Annotated in this window: 14 protein-coding genes; 5 read left to right on the top strand and 9 right to left on the bottom strand. The window is 74.4% G+C overall.

Features of this window, described 5'->3' with window-relative positions; translation table 11 throughout:
• The 4 genes from IH61_RS49545 to IH61_RS0112665 form a co-directional block, all read right to left on the bottom strand.
• The coding region (locus IH61_RS49545) for an ABC transporter permease (protein ID WP_031068890.1) at positions 1-1,912 on the bottom strand (1,912 nt) is incomplete at its 3' end.
• Positions 1,909-2,694 carry an ABC transporter ATP-binding protein gene (locus IH61_RS0112655; RefSeq protein ID WP_031068892.1) on the bottom strand — a complete coding sequence of 262 codons (786 nt, stop codon included), beginning with the start codon at positions 2,692-2,694 and terminating at the stop codon, positions 1,909-1,911. The genes IH61_RS0112655 and IH61_RS49545, both read right to left, overlap by 4 nt.
• Positions 2,695-2,741: 47 nt before the next feature.
• Complete coding sequence (locus IH61_RS0112660; RefSeq protein ID WP_031068893.1) at positions 2,742-3,218, bottom strand: GNAT family N-acetyltransferase; 477 nt, start codon at positions 3,216-3,218, stop codon at positions 2,742-2,744.
• Positions 3,219-3,262: 44 nt separating this feature from the next.
• Positions 3,263-4,537 carry an SAV2148 family HEPN domain-containing protein gene (locus tag IH61_RS0112665; protein ID WP_031068894.1) on the bottom strand — a complete coding sequence of 425 codons (1,275 nt, stop codon included), beginning with the start codon at positions 4,535-4,537 and terminating at the stop codon, positions 3,263-3,265.
• 388 nt (positions 4,538-4,925) lie between these two features.
• Between IH61_RS0112665 and glgX the strand changes: the two genes are divergently transcribed.
• The 3 genes from glgX (at position 4,926) to treZ (ending at position 11,540) form a co-directional block, all read left to right on the top strand.
• Complete coding sequence (gene glgX, locus IH61_RS0112675) at positions 4,926-7,136, top strand: glycogen debranching protein GlgX (RefSeq protein ID WP_031068896.1); 2,211 nt, start codon at positions 4,926-4,928, stop codon at positions 7,134-7,136.
• Positions 7,137-7,239: 103 nt separating this feature from the next.
• Positions 7,240-9,783, top strand: a complete 2,544-nt coding sequence (treY, locus tag IH61_RS0112680; protein ID WP_107057121.1) for a malto-oligosyltrehalose synthase — start codon at positions 7,240-7,242, stop codon at positions 9,781-9,783.
• 2 nt (positions 9,784-9,785) lie between these two features.
• Positions 9,786-11,540: a malto-oligosyltrehalose trehalohydrolase gene (gene treZ / locus IH61_RS0112685; RefSeq protein ID WP_037972506.1), complete on the top strand. Its 1,755-nt coding sequence runs from the start codon at positions 9,786-9,788 to the stop codon at positions 11,538-11,540.
• On the opposite strand, the gene IH61_RS0112690 is transcribed toward treZ, so the two are convergent.
• Positions 11,528-12,424, bottom strand: coding sequence for a transketolase family protein (locus IH61_RS0112690; protein ID WP_031068906.1), 897 nt, complete (start codon positions 12,422-12,424; stop codon positions 11,528-11,530). The two genes, treZ and IH61_RS0112690, sit on opposite strands and share 13 nt — an antisense overlap.
• A 128-nt stretch (positions 12,425-12,552) precedes the next feature.
• The gene (locus IH61_RS0112695; protein ID WP_031068908.1) at positions 12,553-13,266 is read right to left on the bottom strand and encodes a transketolase; all 714 of its coding nucleotides are present in this window, start codon (positions 13,264-13,266) and stop codon (positions 12,553-12,555) included.
• Between the two features lie 57 nt (positions 13,267-13,323).
• On the opposite strand from IH61_RS0112695, the gene soxR reads away from it, so the two are divergent.
• The gene (soxR, locus tag IH61_RS0112700) at positions 13,324-13,842 is read left to right on the top strand and encodes a redox-sensitive transcriptional activator SoxR (RefSeq protein ID WP_037972508.1); all 519 of its coding nucleotides are present in this window, start codon (positions 13,324-13,326) and stop codon (positions 13,840-13,842) included.
• On the opposite strand, the gene IH61_RS0112705 is transcribed toward soxR, so the two are convergent.
• On the bottom strand, positions 13,820-15,628 hold the full coding sequence (locus IH61_RS0112705; protein WP_078911056.1) for a DUF885 domain-containing protein: 1,809 nt from the start codon (positions 15,626-15,628) through the stop codon (positions 13,820-13,822). The two genes, soxR and IH61_RS0112705, sit on opposite strands and share 23 nt — an antisense overlap.
• Before the next feature lie 82 nt (positions 15,629-15,710).
• Between IH61_RS0112705 and IH61_RS0112710 the strand changes: the two genes are divergently transcribed.
• Positions 15,711-16,634: a phosphotransferase family protein gene (locus IH61_RS0112710; protein ID WP_031068914.1), complete on the top strand. Its 924-nt coding sequence runs from the start codon at positions 15,711-15,713 to the stop codon at positions 16,632-16,634.
• Between the two features lie 266 nt (positions 16,635-16,900).
• Here IH61_RS0112710 and IH61_RS0112715 read toward each other — a convergent pair whose 3' ends face one another.
• Together IH61_RS0112715 and IH61_RS44440 are read right to left on the bottom strand one after the other, a co-directional pair.
• Entirely contained in the window at positions 16,901-17,458 is a 558-nt protein-coding gene (locus tag IH61_RS0112715; RefSeq protein WP_031068917.1) for a GNAT family N-acetyltransferase, read from the bottom strand.
• Between the two features lie 65 nt (positions 17,459-17,523).
• Positions 17,524-18,342, bottom strand: a complete 819-nt coding sequence (locus IH61_RS44440) for a hypothetical protein (protein WP_158844938.1) — start codon at positions 18,340-18,342, stop codon at positions 17,524-17,526.
• Positions 18,343-18,401 lie beyond the last annotated feature (59 nt).

The raw sequence follows: 18,401 nt of genomic DNA on the forward strand, positions 1-18,401 counted from the left end.
GGGTGGGGAGGAGGGCGGCGAGGAGGGCGAGGGTGAGGCAGGTGGCGGCGGTGAGGGTGAGGGCGGGCCAGGGGAGGTGGAGGGGGATGGCGGCCTGGCCGGTGAGGATGCGGTGGTTGAGGAGGGCGGTGGTGGCCCACTGGGTGAGGGTGGTGACGGCGAGGGCGAGCACGGCGGCGGTGGCGACGACGAGCGCGGACTCCAGGGCGACGGTGCCGAGCACCTGGCGGCGGACCGTCCCGGCGAGGCGCAGGACGTCGAAGTCGCGGCGGCGGTCGGCGACGCTCATGACCATGGTGTTGACGATGGCGATGAGCGCGTACAGCAGCGCCGGGCCGAGGATGGTGCTGGTGGCGATCCAGGCGTAGTGGGCGCCGGGGTCGGGGCCGGGGGCGCGGGAGTCGGTGAGGGTGCCGCCGAGGAGGTCGGCGGGCCGGTCGCCGAGGTGGACGGCGGTGGGGCGGGCGCCGGCGAGGTGGGGGGTGAGGGTGTCGCCGCCGAGGAGGATCTCGTCGAGGCCGAGCTGGGTGCGGTAGACGAGGGCGAGGCGCAGGTGGGTGACGGTGCCGTCCGGGAGGCGGAGGTTGACCTGGTCGCCGAGGTGCCAGTCGTGGCCGCGGACCTGGTCGGTGGAGGCGGCGAAGGCGGCGCCGTGCAGTTCGGCGGACGAGCCCTGGTCGGCGGGCAGGTGCCAGGCGCCGGCGAGGTCGCCGTCGACGACGGTGGCGGCGGTGGGGACGGTGGCGGGCGAGTCCTCGCCGTGGTCGGCGAAGGCGGCGGTTTCGGCGCCGAGGCCCGTGACGACGGTGGGGGTGGTGGCGGTGGCGGCGAGGCCGGGCCGGGCGGCGGTGAGCCGGTGGAGGGCGTCGGCGGGCAGCGGCTGGTCCCCGGGGCGCAGCACGTACCGGGCGGCGGTGGTGGCGCGGTTCTGGGCGGTCATGGCGTCGGCGAAGGCGGCGGTGGAGCCGACGGCGGTGCCGGTGAGCGCGATGGCGAGGAAGGCGGGGGTGGCGGTGGAGACGGTGCGGCGTACGGCGGTGAGCGCGTTCTGCCGGGCGAGCAGGGGGGCGGCCGAGACGGCGCGGGTGAGCGGCGCGGTGAGCAGCCGGACGAGCGGGGGGACGAGGACGGGGGCGAGGAGGGCGAGGGCGGTGATGGTGAGCAGGTCGGCGCCCATGACCCACTGGGAGGCGAGTTGGGGGTCGCCGGCCTGGTCGCCGGGGGTGGCCGGCATGGTGGGCGCGGCGAGGTAGTAGCCGACGGCGCCGGCGAGGGCGATCAGGTGGCCGATGGCGGCGGCCCAGCGCAGCGGGGTCATGACGGTGCGGTCGGCGGCCGCGTCGGCGAGGGCTTCGGCGGCGCGCACGCGCCCGGCCCGTACGGCGGCGGTGACGGCGCCGAGGAGGGCGACGGCGAGTCCGGTGGCGGCGGCGAGCAGCATCGGGCCTGCGGCCGGGTGGGCGGTGAAGCCCGCGGGGGCGGCGCTGCGGTCGACGAGCCAGGCGGCGAGGGCGGGCGCTCCGGGCAGGGAGAGCAGGCAGCCGGTGAGGGCGGCGGCGAGGGCGACGACGGACGCCTCGCCGGTGATCAGCCAGACGATCTGGCGCGGGGTGGCGCCGACGGCGCGCAGCATCGCGATCTCCTGGCGGCGCTGGGCGACGGCGAAGGCGAAGGTCCCGGCGACGACGAAGACGGCGACGAAGGCGGCCATCGCGGAGGTGAAGAGCAGCACCTTGTGCAGGGAGGGCGCGCCGAGCGGGGAGTCGTCGCCGGCGGTGTCGGCGAGGAGGCTGCCGGTGGTGGCGACGAGGGTGACGCCGAAGGTCAGGGCGACGTAGGAGCCGGCGAAGGCGGTCTTGCGGCGGCGCAGCCCGGCGGCGGCGACGGGCAGCAGGGTGGTGAAGGAGCTCATGCCGCGCTCTCCGCCGTCGCCGCGGTCCCGGAGGTCTCCAGGGCGGTCATCCGCTCGGCGATCTGCTGGGCGCTGGGGCGTGCCAGGTCGCCGACGACGGTGCCGTCGGCGAGGAAGAGGACGCGGTCGGCGTAGGAGGCGGCGACGGGGTCGTGGGTGACCATGACGGTGCTCTGGCCGTCCCGGTCGACGAGGTCGCGCAGCAGGGTGAGCACCTCGCGGCTGCTGGTGCTGTCGAGGGCGCCGGTGGGTTCGTCGGCGAAGAGCATCTTCGGCCGGGTGATGAGGGCGCGGGCGATGGCGACGCGCTGCTGCTGGCCGCCGGAGAGCTGGGAGGGCAGGTGGGCGGCGCGGGCCTCGAGGCCGACGGCGGCGAGGGCGCGGCGGACGTCGTCGCGGTCGGGTCTGCGTCCGGCCAGGCGCAGCGGCAGGCCGACGTTCTGTTCGGCGGTGAGCGAGCCGACGAGGTTGAACGCCTGGAAGACGAAGCCGAGTTTCTGCCGTCGCAGGACGGTCAGCGCGCTCTCGCCGAGCCCGGAGAGGTCGGTGCCGTCGAGGAGGACGCGCCCCCGGTCGGGCCGGTCGAGGCCGGCGGCGCACTGGAGCAGCGTGCTCTTCCCGGAGCCGGAGGGTCCCATCACGGCGGTGAAGCTCCCCCGGTCGAAGGTGACGTCCACCCCCCTGAGCGCCCGGACGGCCTCCGGGCCGGAGCCGTAGGTACGGTGCACGTCTTCGAGGCGCAGTGCGGCGCCGTCATCCCCCATGATCGTCACGGTGGGCATGTCTACCATCCGGGCGTCACTGCTGGCCAGTTTCCTTGGGGGAATCGTTACCGCAGGTCAGCCGGGGTGGCGGCGGGTACGGGGCGCAGGAGGTGGGCGTCGACGGCGTCCTCGTCGTCGAGGGCGAAGCCGTGGCGCTCGTAGAGGCGGCGGGCGGGGCTGCCCTGGAGGACGGTGAGGCGTACGGGTTCGCGGGCGGCGTCGGCCTCGGCGAGGACGTGGCGCAGGACGGCGGTGCCGACGCCCCGGCCGTGGTGGGCGGGGTCGAGGTAGAAGTGTTCGAGGAGCCGCCCGCCGGCCGCCGCGGGGCGGACGGTGACGGAGCCGGCGAAGGCCCCGTCGACGAGCAGGATCGAGGTGTGGCGCGTCGAGAAGCCCTCGCGCAGGCGGGTGCGGACGCGGTCCTCGTCGTAGCGGCCGAGCCGTTCCAGGTCGGGGCGCATGACGACGGCCCGCAGTTCGGCGACGGGCTCGATGTCGGCGGGGGTCGCGGGGCGCAGGCTCCAGGCGGGGTGGCTGTTCACGGCCCGCAGTGTGCCAGGGGCGGGCCCGTGCCTGTCGGTGTGTTTCAGGAGACGGGACGGGAGTCGTCCCAGGCGCCCTCGAACTCCTCGCGGTAGACCTCCAGCAGGCCCGGTTCGGTGCCGCCTGGCTGTTGGCCGGCGCCGCCGCGCAGGACGAGGGCGGGGGACTCCATGCCCCGGGCGCGGCGCAGGTAGGGCTGGATGACGCCGAGGTCGCGGCTCTGGCGGCGGCCGGCGACGGGGCCGGTGGGGCGGGGGCCCTCGACGAGGTAGGCGGTGAAGCGCGGGGTCTCGTCGAAGACGCGGATCTCGAAGCCGCCCTGGTCGCGCAGCCGGGCCCGTACGCGGCGCACGTGCATGATGTTCATCTCGATGGAGCGCGACAACTCGCCGCGCCCGAGGCCGAGTTCGCGTTCGCGGCGGCGTACGGCGCTGCTGGCGGGGTTGAGGAAGAGCAGCCGGACGCGGCAGCCGTCGCCCGCGAGGCGGACGAGGCGCTTGCCGGTGTAGTTCTGGCAGAGCATGCCGAGGCCGATGCCGAGCGCGTCCAGGCGGCGGGCGCCGTCGAGGAGGTCCTCGACGGGCAGGTCGCGCTGGAGCCGTACGCGGTCGGCGTGGACGGCGACGACGTCGGCGTAGCGCCCGGCGACGAGGGACTCGACGACGTCGGCGGGCACTCCCCCGGCGCCGCCGTCGAGGACGGCGAGCAGGCGGGCGGCGGCGCGTTCGGTCTGGGCGAGGACGGTGCCGGTCAGGACGCGGTTGCGGGAGACGACGTGGCGGGCCACCTCCAGTTCGTCCAGGGCGAGTTCGATCTCGCGCCGGTCGGCGAGGAAGGGCTCGAAGCAGGGCCAGTGCTGGACCATCAGTTCGCGCAGCTGCGGCAGGGTGAGGAAGACCAGCGGGTCGTCGTCGGCCGGGTCGAGCAGGTAGCCCTTGCGGCGGCTGACCTCGCGGACGGCGCCGGCGCGGTGGGCCCACTCCTCGCCGGCGGGGCCGGCGGCGGCGGTGACCCAGTCCTCGCCGTGGGCGGGGGCGTAGATGGGGTGCAGCACCTCGTCGACGAGGGAGCGCAGCCGCTGTTCGACGAGGTTGAGCCAGACGTAGGCGCGGCCGGACAGGCGCACGCGCTGGTAGGCGTCCTCCCATTCGGCGGCGGACCAGGCGAGGGCGGGTATCTCGACGGGGCCGCTCTGGGCGGGCACCAGTGGGCGGCCGGTCAGGGTGGGGCGCATGACCACCGTCGGGGCCTCGCTGCGGGCGCCGCCCCGGTCGGGGCCGCCCGGCCCGGAGCCACGGCCGCCGGCGGGGAACACCATGCGCCACCTCACTGGTTTGCTGCTTCGTCGCTGGACCCGGCGGCGGGGAGGGGCCGTTGACGGATCGCTGACGGATCGCCACCAGCCGGCACGGCCGGACGATCAAGGGTACTGCCCGGCGCGAGCGGCCCGCAGCCGGATGGGCGAGGGGGCTCGCGCGCATCACCTGGGCTTCTCTTCGGAGGAATACCGGCCGGACACCCGTTCGGGCGAACCGGGGCCGTGTGTCCCGGCCGCCGGGGGAAGGCTCGGGGAGTATGCCGTCTGGTTCGTCTCCGCGTTCGCCTCCGCGTTCGTCCGCGTGTTCGTCCACGCGTTCGTCCGCGCGCGTTCGTCCGCGGAGGTCACCGGGAAGTCTCTGGGAAGTATCTGAGGAAGTCGAGGACTCATGCAGGTCTGGCCGGGCAAGCCCTACCCCCTCGGCGCCACCTACGACGGGGCCGGCACCAACTTCGCGGTGTTCTCCGAGAGCGCCGACCGGATCGAGCTGTGCCTGCTCGAGGAGGACGGCTCCGAGACCGCCGTCGAACTGCGCGAGACGGACGCCTTCGTCCGCCACGCCTACCTGCCGGGCATCCAGCCCGGCCGGCGCTACGGCTTCCGCGTGCACGGCCCGTACAACCCGGGCCTGGGCCAGCGGCACAACGCCTCCAAGCTGCTGCTGGACCCGTACGCCAAGGCGATGAGCGGCACCGTCGACTGGGACGAGTCCGTCTACGGCTACCACTTCGGCGCGCCCGAGCGCCGCAACGACCTCGACTCGGCCCCGCACACCATGCACTCGGTGGTGATCAACCCGTACTTCGACTGGGGCACCGACCGGCCGCCGCGCACCGACTACCACCGCACCGTCATCTACGAGGCCCACGTGAAGGGCCTGACCCGGCTGCACCCGGGCATCCCCGAGGAGATCCGGGGCACCTACGCGGGCCTGGCGCACCCGGCGGTGATCGAGCACCTGGCGAAGCTGGGCGTCACCGCGATCGAGCTGATGCCGGTGCACCAGTTCGTCCGGGACCACCGGCTGCGGGACCTGGGCCTGGCCAACTACTGGGGCTACAACACGATCGGCTTCTTCGCCCCGCACTCCTCGTACTCCTCCACCGGCGACCGGGGCCAGCAGGTGCAGGAGTTCAAGTCGATGGTGAAGGCGCTGCACGCGGCCGGGATCGAGGTGATCCTCGACGTGGTCTACAACCACACCGCCGAGGGCAACCACCTGGGCCCGACGCTGTCGCTGCGCGGCCTGGACAACGTGTCCTACTACCGCCTCGCCCGCGACCAGCGCTTCTACGAGGACACCACCGGCACCGGCAACAGCCTGCTGATGCGCAGCCCCCACGTGCTCCAGCTGATCATGGACTCGCTGCGCTACTGGGTCACCGAGATGCACGTGGACGGCTTCCGCTTCGACCTCGCCGCCACCCTGGCCCGGCAGTTCCACGAGGTGGACCGGCTGTCCTCCTTCTTCGACCTCGTCCAGCAGGACCCGGTGGTCTCCCAGGCCAAGCTGATCGCCGAGCCCTGGGACCTCGGCGAGGGCGGCTACCAGGTCGGCAACTTTCCTCCGCTGTGGACGGAGTGGAACGGCATGTACCGGGACACCGTGCGCGACCTGTGGCGCGGCGAGAACGCGACGCTCGCCGAGTTCGGCTCCCGGCTCACCGGCTCCTCCGACCTCTACCAGGACGACGGCCGCCGCCCCATCGCCTCCATCAACTTCGTGACCTGCCACGACGGTTTCACCCTGCGCGACCTGGTCTCGTACAACGAGAAGCACAACGAGGCCAACGGCGAGGACAACCGGGACGGCGAGTCCTTCAACCGCTCCTGGAACTGCGGCGTCGAGGGCCCGAGCGAGGACCCGGCCGTGGAGGAGCTGCGGGCGCGCCAGCAGCGCAACTTCATCGCCACCCTGATGCTCTCCCAGGGCGTGCCGATGCTCTCCCACGGGGACGAGCTGGGCCGCACCCAGTTGGGCAACAACAACACCTACTGCCAGGACGGCGAGCTGAGTTGGGTGCACTGGCCGGAGGGCGACGGGCCCGCGGCGCGGCTGCTGGAGTTCACCCAGGGGATGATCTGGCTGCGCCGCGACCACCCGGTGTTCCGGCGGCGGCGCTTCTTCCACGGGCGGCCGGTGTCGGGCCGGCCGGTCTCCGGCCAGCCGGTCTCTGGCCAGTCGGCGTCGGGTCAGCCGGCGTCGGGTCAGGTCTCCGGCCAGCCGGTGCCGGCCTCGGGCGGGTACGACGATCTGACCGACATCGCCTGGTTCACCCCGGCCGGGGAGGAGATGACCAAGCGCAACTGGGGCGTCGGCTACGCCAAGTCGCTGACGGTCTTCCTCAACGGGTACGCCATCTCGGAGCCGGACCGGCGCGGCGGGCGGATCGTCGACGACTCGTTCCTGCTGATGTTCAACGCGCACTTCGAGCCGCTGGAGTTCACCGTGCCGGCCGACCACGGGCAGGAGTGGCAGGTGGTGGTCGACACCGCGAAGCCGTCGCTGCCGGCCCCGGGCACGGGGGCGACGGTCAAGGCCGGGGACACCCTGTGGCTGACCGACCGGTCGCTGATGGTGCTGCAGCGGCCGGCGTAGGGCTCCCGCGGTCACCTGTTCCCACGGTCAGCTGCTCCCGCGGTCACCTGTTCGGGTCATCAGCGGGTCTTGGCCGCGGGCCCGGACGGGTACCTATGGAGGCATGACCTCCGACGCCGAGCCCGCCCAGGCCCGCCCGGACGATGTCCCCGCCGCCGCCACCGCACCCGCCGCCCCCGCCGTCCCCACCGCCAGCTACCGGCTCCAGCTCCAGCCCGGCTTCACCCTGCGCGACGCCACCGCCGCCGTGCCCTACCTGGCCGCCCTCGGCGTCTCCCACCTGCACCTGTCCCCGCTGCTGGAGGCTTCCCCCGGCTCCACCCACGGCTACGACACCGTCGACCACACCCGGATCAGCGGGCAGCTCGGCGGCGAGGCGGCCCTGCGCGCCCTGGCCGCCGAGGCGCACCGGCACGGCCTGCGGCTGATCGCCGACGTGGTGCCCAACCACATGGCCGTGCCCGTGCCCGAGCGGCTCAACCGGCCGCTGTGGGAGGTGCTGCGCGAGGGGCCCGACTCGCCGTACGCGCGCTGGTTCGACATCGACTGGACGGCGCAGAGCGGGCCCGCCGACGCCCCCGGGCGCGGGCGGGTGCTGCTGCCCGTGCTCGGCGACCGGCTCGGCGCGGTGCTCGACCAGCTGGTGGTCGACGGCGAGGTGCTGCGCTACCACGGGCACGAGCTGCCGCTGCGGCCCGGGACGGCGCATCTGCCGCTCGCGGAGCTGCTCGCCCGGCAGTGGTACCGGCTCGCCCACTGGCGCCTGGCCCGCACCGAGCTCAACTACCGGCGGTTCTTCACCGTCAACGAGCTGATCGCGGTGCGCGTCGAGGACCCGGAGGTGTTCGCCGCCACCCACGCCGTGCTGCTGCGGCTGCACCGCGAGGGCGTCCTGGACGGCTTCCGGATCGACCACCCGGACGGCCTCGCCGACCCGCGCGGGTACCTGCGGCAGCTCGCGGAGGCCACCGGCGGGGCGTACGTGGTGGTCGAGAAGATCCTCACCGGCGAGGAGCACCTGCCCGCCGACTGGCCGGTGGCCGGCACCACCGGGTACGACGCGCTGCGACGCATCGACGGGGTGCTGCTGGACGGGGAGGGCGCGCGGAGCCTGGCGGCCGCGTACCGGGAGTTCACGGGGCTGCCCCCGTCGGAGGGGGTGGGCGGCGACGCGGCAGCGGCCGCGCGGCTCGGGCGGGCGGAGATGACCGCGCCGCAGGGCGAGCTGGCCGCCGAGGTCGACCGGCTGGTGCGGATCGCCCTGCGGATCGGCGCCGCCGACCCCGCGTACGCCGACCACGCGCCCTGGCAGCTGCACGCGGCGCTGCGGGCGCTGCTCACCGCGTACCCGGTGTACCGGCCGTACGTGCGGCCCGGGGAGGAGGGCCGGGACCGGTACCTGCAGTCCTGGCTGGACGCGGCCGAGGACCCGACCGAGCGGCTGGTGGCGGCCCTGGCGCTCGGGCTGCTGGGGCGCGGCCCCGACGAGGACGAGTTCTGCGTGCGCTTCGCGCAGACGGCGGCCGCCGTGGCCGCCAAGGGCGTGGAGGACACGGCCTTCTACCGCTGGAACGCGCTGCCGGGCCTGAACGAGGTCGGCGGCGAGCCCGGGCGGCCCGGGGTCGCGCCGGAGGCGTTCCACGCGTGGTGCCGGTACCTGGAGGGGGCCTGGCCGGGCAGCATGACCGTGCTGTCCACGCACGACACCAAGCGCAGCGCCGACGCCCGGGCCCGGCTGGCGGTGCTGGCGGAGCAGCCGCGGGAGTGGGCCGCGGAGGTCGCCGGGTGGTCCGGTGCCGACGGGTGGTCCGGTGCCGACAGGTGGTCCGGTGCCGACCCCTGGGACCGGGAGGCGGACTGGATGCTCTGGCACACCCTCGTCGCTGCCTGGCCGATCGGGCCGGACCGGCTGGTCGCCGCGCTGCTCAAGGCGGCGCGCGAGGCCAAGGTGCACACCTCCTGGACCTCGCCCCACGAGCCGTACGAGCGGGCGCTGGAGGAGCGGGCCCGCGCGGTGTACGACTCCCCCGCGCTGCTGGGCCGGATCGAGGAGCGGGTGCGCGCCCTCGCCCCGTACGCCCGGGCCAACACCCTGGGCGCCGCGCTGCTGCACCTGACCGTCCCGGGCGTGCCGGACCTCTACCAGGGCGGCGAGGAGCCGCTGTACACCCTCGTCGACCCCGACAACCGGGGCGTCGTGGACCTCGGCGCGCTCGCCGTGCGGCTCACCGACTCCGCCGCCGCGCGGCCCGGCGACCTCGCCCGGGAGAAGCTGCACCTGACCACCACGGCCCTGCACCTGCGCCGGTCCCGGGCGCTCGGGCCGTACCGGGCGCTGGCCGCGCGCGCTGCCCCTGCCGGCGCCGGTGCCGCGCCCGCGCCCGCTGCCGCTGCCGCTGCCGCTGCCGCTGAGCACCTTCTGGCGTTCGCCCGGGGCGAGGACGTGGTCGCCGCCGTCACCCGGCTCCCGTACGGGCTGGAGCGCTCCGGCGGCTGGGGCGACGCCGTACTCGACCTGCCCGGCGGTGGCGGGCCCTGGACGGAGGAGCTGACCCAGCGCGCCTTCCCGCCCGGGCCGGTACCGGTGGCGGACCTGCTGGCGGCGTACCCGGTGGCACTGCTGACCCGCGAGGGACGAAGGGGCTGAGCATGGCGGTCTACGAGGTGTGGGCGCCCGCGGCGGCCGACCGTGTGACGGTCGAAGTCGACGGCTTCGAGCACGAGTTGGCCCGCTGCCCGGACCGGGAGGGGTGGTGGTCCGGCGAGGCGCCCGAGGGCGACTACGCCTTCCGGCTCGACGGCGGCCCGCCCCTGCCCGACCCCCGCTCGCCCCGGCAGCCGCACGGGCCGGACGGGCCCAGCCGGGCCGTCGACCACGCCGCGCACCGCTGGACCGCCACCGGCCGGCACGGGCGGACACTGCCCGGCGCGGTGGTGTACGAGCTGCACGTCGGCACCTTCACCGCGCGCGGCACCTTCGACGCCGCCGCCGAACACCTGGACCACCTGGTCGAGTTGGGCGTCGACTTCGTCGAGCTGATGCCCGTCTGCCCCTTCCCCGGCAAGCACGGCTGGGGCTACGACGGGGTGTCGCTGTGGGCCGTGCACGAGCCCTACGGCGGGCCCGCCGGACTCAAGCGCTTCGTCGACGCGGCGCACGGGCGGGGGCTCGGCGTGATCCTCGACGTGGTACACAACCACCTCGGCCCGTCCGGGAACTACCTCCCCGCCTTCGGGCCGTACTTCACCGACCGGCACCACACCCCCTGGGGCGCGGCCGTCAACCTCGACGCCCCCGGCTCCGACGAGGTCCGCGCCTACCTGATCGGCAGCGCGCTGGCCTGGCTGCGCGACTACCGCCTCGACGGGCTGCGCCTGGACGCCGTGCACGCCCTCGCCGACGACCGGGCCGTCCACTTCCTGGAGGAACTGTCCGGCGAGGTCGAGAAGTTGGCGGTGACGACCAACCGGCCGCTGTTCCTGATCGCCGAATCCGACCTCAACACCCCGCGCACCACCGCCCCGCGCGAAGCCGGCGGCCAGGGCCTCACCGCCCAGTGGAGCGACGACTTCCACCACGCCCTGCACTGCGCGCTCACCGGCGAATCCCAGGGCTACTACGGCGACTTCGCGCGCGCCCCGCTCGCCGCCCTCGCCAAGACCCTGCGGCACGGGTACTTCCACGACGGCACCTGGTCCGGCTTCCGGGGCCGCAGCCACGGACGGCCCTTCACGCCGCTCGGCGAAGGACACCGGCTGCTCGGCTACCTCCAGACCCACGACCAGATCGGCAACCGGGCCCTCGGCGACCGCGTCTCCACCACCCTCGGCACCGGCCGACTCGCCTGCGGCGCCGCCCTGGTGCTCACCTCGCCGTTCACCCCGATGCTGTTCATGGGCGAGGAGTGGGGCGCGGCCACCCCCTGGCAGTACTTCACCGACCACACCGACCCCGGCCTGGCCGAAGCCGTCCGGCAGGGACGGCGGCGGGAGTTCGCCGAGCACGGGTGGACCGCCGAGGCCGTCCCCGACCCGCAGGAGCCCGCCACCCTGCTGCGCTCCGTCCTCGACTGGACCGAGCCGCACCGCGCCCCGCACACCGAACTGCTGGACTGGTACCGGACGTTGATCCGGCTGCGGCGGGAGCGTCCGGAGCTGGCCGACCCGGACCTGGGGGCGGTGCGGGTCTCGTTCTCGGAGATCGGCCCGGGAGTGGGGTGGGTGGTGGTGCACCGGGGGCCCTACCGGGTGGCGGTCAACCTCGGGGCGGGCAAGGCGGCGCTGCCGCTGGGGGGCGCGGGACGGGAGGTGGTGGCGGCCTTCGGGACCTGTGAACTGGCGGGCTCCGCCGTGCGGTTGGGGGCGGACGCGGTGGCGATCGTCCTGGCCGACTACCAGAGGTAGGTGCCGATCCGCTCGCGCAGGGACGGCGCGTCCAGGCCGTACGCGGCCAGGTGCTCCGCCATCGAGCCGTAGTGGCGGTGCTCGGCGCGCGGCACGCCCAGCGCCAGCACCCGGTGCGCCCGGTCGGCCAGCGCCTCGTGCACGGCGTGCGCGGAGGTGCCCTCCAGGTACGGCTCCACCAGCACCACGTCCGTGCGCTCACCGACCGCCGCGCGCAGGGCCGCCGTGTCGAAGGGGCGCACCGTCGCCGCGTACAGCACCGTCACGTCCAGGCCCTCGGTGGCGGCGAGCACCGCGTCCAGCATCGGGCCGACGGCGATCACCACGGCGCCCTTGCGGGAGGTGCGGACGGTGGTGAAGCGGCCGGGCTCGACCGCGAGCGGGGTGGCGTTCTGGTGGTTGGAGAGGCGGACGTAGACGTTGCGCTCGCCGTCCGCGTAGGCGTGGCGCAGCAGGCGCTCGGCCTCGTCCGGGTGGCCGGGGACGTGGACCGTCCAGTCCGGCAGGGTGTCCAACAGCGCCACGTCACCCGGGGACATGTGGGTGCGGCCGGCCGCCGGGTTGTCGTAGGAGCCGCCCGCGCTCACCAGGACGGCGCCGACACCCTGGTGGACCAGGCTCAACTTGACCTGCTCGAAGGGGCGTTCCACCAGGAAGCTGGCGAAGGTGTGGGCGATCGGGCGCATCCCCGCCAGGGCCAGCCCGCCGGCCGCGCCGATCAGCAGTTGCTCGCGGATGCCGACGTTGACCACCCGGTCGGGGTGGCGCTCCCGGGCCGGCTCGAAGGAGGCGGCGGAGATGTCGGCCAGCACGAGGGCCAGGCGGGGGTCCTCGTCGAGCAGATGGGTGGTGACGTCGATGAAGCGTTCGCGCATGGTGTCCACGGGTGGGGCCTTTCGGGGGGGGTGTCTGGTGTGCGGGCTTCTGGGGCTCAGGAGGTTCTTGAGTTCAGGGGTTCTTGAGTTCAGGGGTTCTCGGGCTCAGGAGTTGTCGGGCTCAGGAGTTCTTGGGCTCAGGAGTTCTTGGACTCGACGCGGGCGACCACGACGTGCGGGCGGCCCGGGTGCTCGGCGGTGAAGGCGCGGTACAGGGCCTCGTGGTCGCGGCCGTCCACCGTCTCGGCCGACCAGCCCGCGGCGGCGAAGCGCTGAGCGATGCCGCCCTGCCAGCCGTGCGTGGCCGAGGAGTTGTCGATCACCACCGCGTGCAGCCGCTCCAGGCCGTAGGCGCCCGCGAAGGCGACCGCCTCGTGGTTGGAGCCCTCGTCGAACTCGGCGTCGCCGATCAGCACCCACACCGCCGGGTCCGCCAGCCCCTGCGCCCGCAGGCCCAGCGCCGTGCCGACCGCCAGCGGCAGGCCCTGGCCGAGCGAGCCGGAGGAGATCTCCACCCCGGGGAGCAGCATCCGGTCCGGGTGGTAGCCGAGCGGGGAGTCGTAGCCGCCGAAGCTCGGCAGCACCTCGGGGTCGAGGAAGCCCTTGGCCGTGAGCACGGCGTAGTAGGCCATCGGGCCGTGGCCCTTGGAGAGGAGGAACCGGTCGCGGTCCTGCGCCCCGGCCGTGGCCGGGGAGACCCGGAGCACCCGGTCGTACAGCACCCAGAGCGCGTCCAGGGTGGAGGTGGCGGCGGGGTCGTGCTTCTCGTCGCCGGTCATCAGGGCCATCAGCTTCGGGATGTCCCCGAAACGGGCCTTCGTTGCCGCGTTGGTCGCCGTGTGCGTCGTCATGCCCCTGATCGTGCAACCTCAAGCGAACTTGAGGTCAAGCGGCTACAGTGCGTACCCATGAGCGAGACCCCCGGCCCCCGGCACAGCGACCTGCTCACCATCGGGCAGCTCGGAAAGCGCAGCGGCCTCGCCGCCTCCGCGCTGCGCTACTACGAGAGCCTCGGGCTCATCGAGGCCACCCGCACCACCGGCGGCCAGCGCCGCTACACCCGCGCCACCCTGCGCCGCATCGCCTTCGTCCGCGCCGCCCAGCGCGTCGGCCTCTCCCTCGAGGAGGCCCGCACCGCCCTCGACCGCCTCCCCGAGCGGCCCGCCCCCAGCGGCGCCGAATGGGACGAGGTCGCCGCCTCCTGGCAGAACCGCATCGACGAGCAGATCGCCGAACTCGAACGCCTCAAGACCAAGCTCACCGGCTGCATCGGCTGCGGCTGCCTCTCCCTCACCCGCTGCGCCCTCTACAACCTCGGCGACCGCGCCGCCGAGGCCGGCCCCGGCGCCCGCTACCTCCTCACCCGCGACCCAACCACCGGACCCGAACCGACCAGCGCCGACATCACCCCCTGCGGCGCCCGCTGACCGTGCCGCCTCCGCCCCTCCCGCTATGGGGCGGGAGGGGCGGACCTCGCGGGTGGTTCCTAGAGGCGGCGAGCTGGTCGGCCAGGTCGTCGAGCCCGAGTGAGCCCAGGGCGAGTGCCTTCATGTGCCAGCCCTTGAGGTCGAACGCGGCGCCCTGCCGGCTCCGGGCGGCCTCGCGCCCCTGCAGCCAGGCGCGTTCGCCGAGCTTGTAGCCGATGGCCTGGCCGGGCCAGCCGAGGTAGCGGACGATCTCGCTGTCGCGCAGTGCGGCGGGGCTGCCGTTGTACGCGGCCATGAACTCCGTGGCGAGCCCGGGGGTCCAGCGCTCGCCGGCGTGGCTGCTCCAACCGCTGCCGGCCGCCTCGGCGGGGACGGACAGGCCCAGGTGCATGCCGATGTCGACGATCACCCGGATGGTGCGCAGCATCTGCTGGTCGAGGAAGCCGAGGCGGTGGGCGGGCTCGGTGAGGAAGCCCAGGTCGTCCATGAGGCGCTCGGCGTACAGGGCCCAGCCCTCGATGGTGGCGCTGACCGTGCCGAGCGTGGTCTGGTAGCGGCTGAGCCGGTCGGCGAGGGCCACCCACTGGGCGAGCTGCAGGTGGTGGCCGGGGACTCCCTCGTGGTACCAGGTGGTGACGAGCTGCCAGGTCGGGAAGGTCTCGCGGCCGAGGGCGGGCAGGTAGGTACGGCCCAGCCGGCTGAAGTCCAGGCTGGGGCTGGAGTAGTACGGCGCCCCGGCGCTGCCGGCCGGCGCGATCCTGGACTCCACCCGGCGCAGGGGCCCGGCGATGTCGAAGTGGGTGCCGTCGAGGGCGGTGATCGCCTCCTCCATGAGCTGCTGCAGCCAGTCGCGGACCGCCTCCTCGCCCTGGACGGCGTGGCCGCGCCGCTCCAGGTGGTGCATGGCCTCGCGGACCCCGGCCCCGGGCAGCACGCGTTCGGCCTCGGTGCGCATGTCGGCGGCGAGGCGGTGGAACTCGCTCCAGGCCCAGGCGTACGCCTCCTCGAGGTCGAGGTCCGCGCCGCTGTTGTAGCGCACGGCGAGCCGGTAGCGCTCGCGCCCGACGGCGTCCGGGGTGCCGAGGGTGGCGGGCGCGTACGTGTCGCGCAGCCAGTCGCGGAACCCGGCGACGGCGGCGGTGGCCCGGCGGGCGGCGCCGTCCAGTTCCCCGCGCAGCGGCTCGGGGCCGGGGGCGACGAACTCGGCGAACCAGCCTGCGCCGCCGGTGCCTTGGCCGGTGCCTTCGCCGGTGCTTAGGCCGGCGCCTTCGCCGGTCCAGGCGGTGAGCTGGTCGACGACCGTGGCCGCCTGGCGCGGCGCGGCGAACAGCTGCCGGGACATCCCCTCGGTGAGCGTCGCCCGGTACCCGTCGAGTGCGGCGGGCAGGTTGCGCAGCCGCCCGGCCACCGCCGCCCAGTCGTCGTCGGTGGCGGTCGGCATGTAGGTGAAGATGTCCCGCACGTGGTGGACGTGGGCGCCGATGTTGCGCAGCCGGCGGAAGTTCTCGCCGGAGTCGTGCACGGCCAGTTCGGCGGCGAGGCGCTCGCGGAGCAGCCGCGCGCAGGACCGGTCGGCGGGATCTGCTCCGACGGGGGCGGTGTCCAGTGCGGCCAGGGTGCCTCGGGCGATGTCGGCGAGCGCCTCGAGCCCCTCCGGGGAGAGGTCCGGCTGCCGGTCGTCGCCCGGGTGCAGGCCCAACCGGGCGGCGGCCAGCGGATCGTGCGCGGCCACCTGGTCGAGGTGACGGTCGGCGATGGTGCGTGCAGTGATCGTTTCATCCGTCATACCGCCATCCTGGTGCAGTCGCTGCCCCGGGAGCGGGAAAACCCTTTTGCCGGGCGGGGGTTGCCGTGCTTACGGTGCTGGGATGTTGCCGGTGGTGGAGACGGAAGAGCAGTGGGACGCCCTCGCGGACGACGAGGCGGTGCTGCGGGCCGGGGCCGAGGACCTGTGCGGTCGGCTGGGGCTCGGCGGGGCGCCGTTGGAGCGGTTCGCCGAGGGCTCGGTGCCGGTGTACGCGGTCGGCGGGGCGCAGGTGTTGAAGCTGTTCCCGCCGACGAGCGCGCGGGACGGGGTCGTCGAGGAGCGGGTGCTCGGCCACCTGCGGGGCGCCCTGCCGATCCCGACCCCCGAGGTGCACGCCGCCGGGGAGTACGTGAACGGGTGGCGCTACGTGCTGATGTCCCGCCTGGCCGGCGAGAGCCTGGCCACGGCGTGGCCGCGCGTCCCGGAGGGCGAGCGGGTGCGGATCGCCCGGGAGTGCGGGCAGGCGCTGGCCGTCCTGCACGGGCTCGATCCGCGGCCGCTCGCGGACGTGCTCGGGCCCGGAGACTGGTCCGCGTTCCTGGAGCGGCAGCGCGCCGGTGCGGTGCGGCGGCAGCGCGAGCGCGGGCTGTCGGAGGCGTGGCTGGAGCAGATCCCGGACTTCCTGGCGGCGGCGCCGCTCCCCCGAGCCCCGGGCCTCGCCGTGCTGCACACCGAGTTCATGCGCGAGCACCTGCTGACCGACCCGGCCGACGGCTGGCGCCTGACCGGACTGTTCGACTTCGAGCCCGCCATGATCGGCGACCCGGCGTACGACCTGGTCGCCGTCGGCCTGTTCACCACCCGCGCCGACCCGGCCCTGTTCGGGCAGCTGCTCCACGGCTACGGGCGCGGAGTCGACCCACGGCTGGTGATGGCGTACACCCTGCTCCACGTGTACAGCCACCTGCCCTGGTACCTGCGGGAGTTGAAGCCCTCGGCGACCACGCTGGACGGCCTGGCGCAGGAGTGGTTCGGCACCGCCTGAGCGGCACCGGGCCGGACACGGCACTGCTGCGCACAGCACGACGGACGCGGCCGGGCCCCACCACGCCAGGAACCACTGCCGAAACGACCGAACGAGACGCTGCATGACGGAGACCCCCCTCCCGCGAAGGCCCCGATGGCCTCCGCTCAAGTGCCTCCAAGACTGACGGCTCGAGCCCATCCGCACATGTCCCGATCGGCCCATCCTGAGCTGCGAAAACGCCTCGGCCCCCTGCCGATCGGCAGGGGGCCGAGGCAAGGGCACGCTCAGAGCCCGGGCCGAGGGTCCGTACGCAGCAGCCCGTAGCGGACGACGTCGCGCCACTCGCCCGCCCGGAACACCGCGGCCCGCTGTACGCCCTCCCGGAGGAAGCCGCACTTCTCCAGGGCCCGCTGCTCGGCGAGGTTGCCCGTCTCGGTGTCCGCTTCCAACCGCATCACCGGCGAATGGGCGAACAGGTACTCCACCAGCAGCTGTTGAGCCCGCGTCCCGACCCCCCGCCCGCGCGCCCGGGGCAGCAGTTGCACCCCGATGTTCCAGTGGCGCGAGACCACCCGCGCGCCGGCGCGCCGGGCGGCGACGAACCCGACGAACTCCCCGTCGACACCGGGACCGACACCGGAATCAGCACCGGAACCGGCGCGCACCGCCAGCATGAGCCGTTCCTCGCCGAGCAGCCCGTCCTCCGCCCACTCCCGCCGGAACGGCTCCGCGCTCCTCCAGCCGAACCACTGGAACTCCCCCAGCGCCTCCGGGTCCTCCATCAACCCGGCCAGCTGCGCGAGGTCGTCCTCGGCCATCGGGCTCAACCTGATCTCGTCCATGCACGCGCCAACGTCGACGACGACCCGACGGTTCCACCGCACCGAACCGGCACCGGCACCGGCGTTCAGAACGCGGGCGGAACGTACGGCGCCACGGCCAGGACGGCCGTCGCCCGGACCTGCGCGAAGTAGGCGGCGCAGTTGCCCTCCCCGATCAGCGGCACGACCGTGTCGAGGTCGGCGATGCAGCGCCACAGGTGGGCCACGTGGTCGTCGTCGAGGCCGCCGTTCAGGGCCCGGTGGACCAGCCCGGCGACGTTCAGGTCCAGCATGACCAGATCCACGCCCGCGATCTCCGCCCCGGCGAAGCCCGGGGGGAAGGGCCTGCTGCGCAACTCGTCCCAGCGGTCCTGGAGTTGCTCCACGCGTGTCGGCTTCTTCGCCTCCTCGGGCGGCCCGAGCACCAGTGCGACGGCCTCGAAGACGGAGCGGAGCAGGCCGAGCGCGCCGCCCGCGGGGAGGGTGGCACTCGTCGCCGCGCCGCTCGCGATCTGGTCACGTACCCGTCGGCCGCGGTCGAGTGCACCGGCGAGCTCCGCCGTGACGAGCCCCGCCTCGAGGGCCCGCGCGATGAGGCCCTCCAGCGGCTCCTCTTCGCCCAACTCCTCGACGCCCAGGCCCTCGACACCCAGGCCCTCGACGAGTGCGCGCTCCAGGCCGTACAGGGAGTGCACGACGGCGACGGTGGCGAACTCGTACCGGTAGAAGGAGTGCACCATCAGTTCACGGGCGGTCTCCAGCGCGCTGCGCACGGCCCCGGACACGTCCGGAGGCGGAACCAGGTCGGCGACCAGTGCCCGCATGCCCGAGTAGTCGAACGCGAGGGAGTCGGAGCGCGGGTCCGGCGGCGGCGAGGGCGGGGACGGGGGCGAAACAAGCGTCACCCGTTCAGTCTTCTCGCCCGCGCCCGTCGGCGCCACCGGTTTCTTCGGACCCCAACCAG

It is taken from the genome of Streptomyces sp. NRRL WC-3742 (genome assembly GCF_000720635.1).
Lineage (GTDB): Bacteria > Actinomycetota > Actinomycetes > Streptomycetales > Streptomycetaceae > Kitasatospora.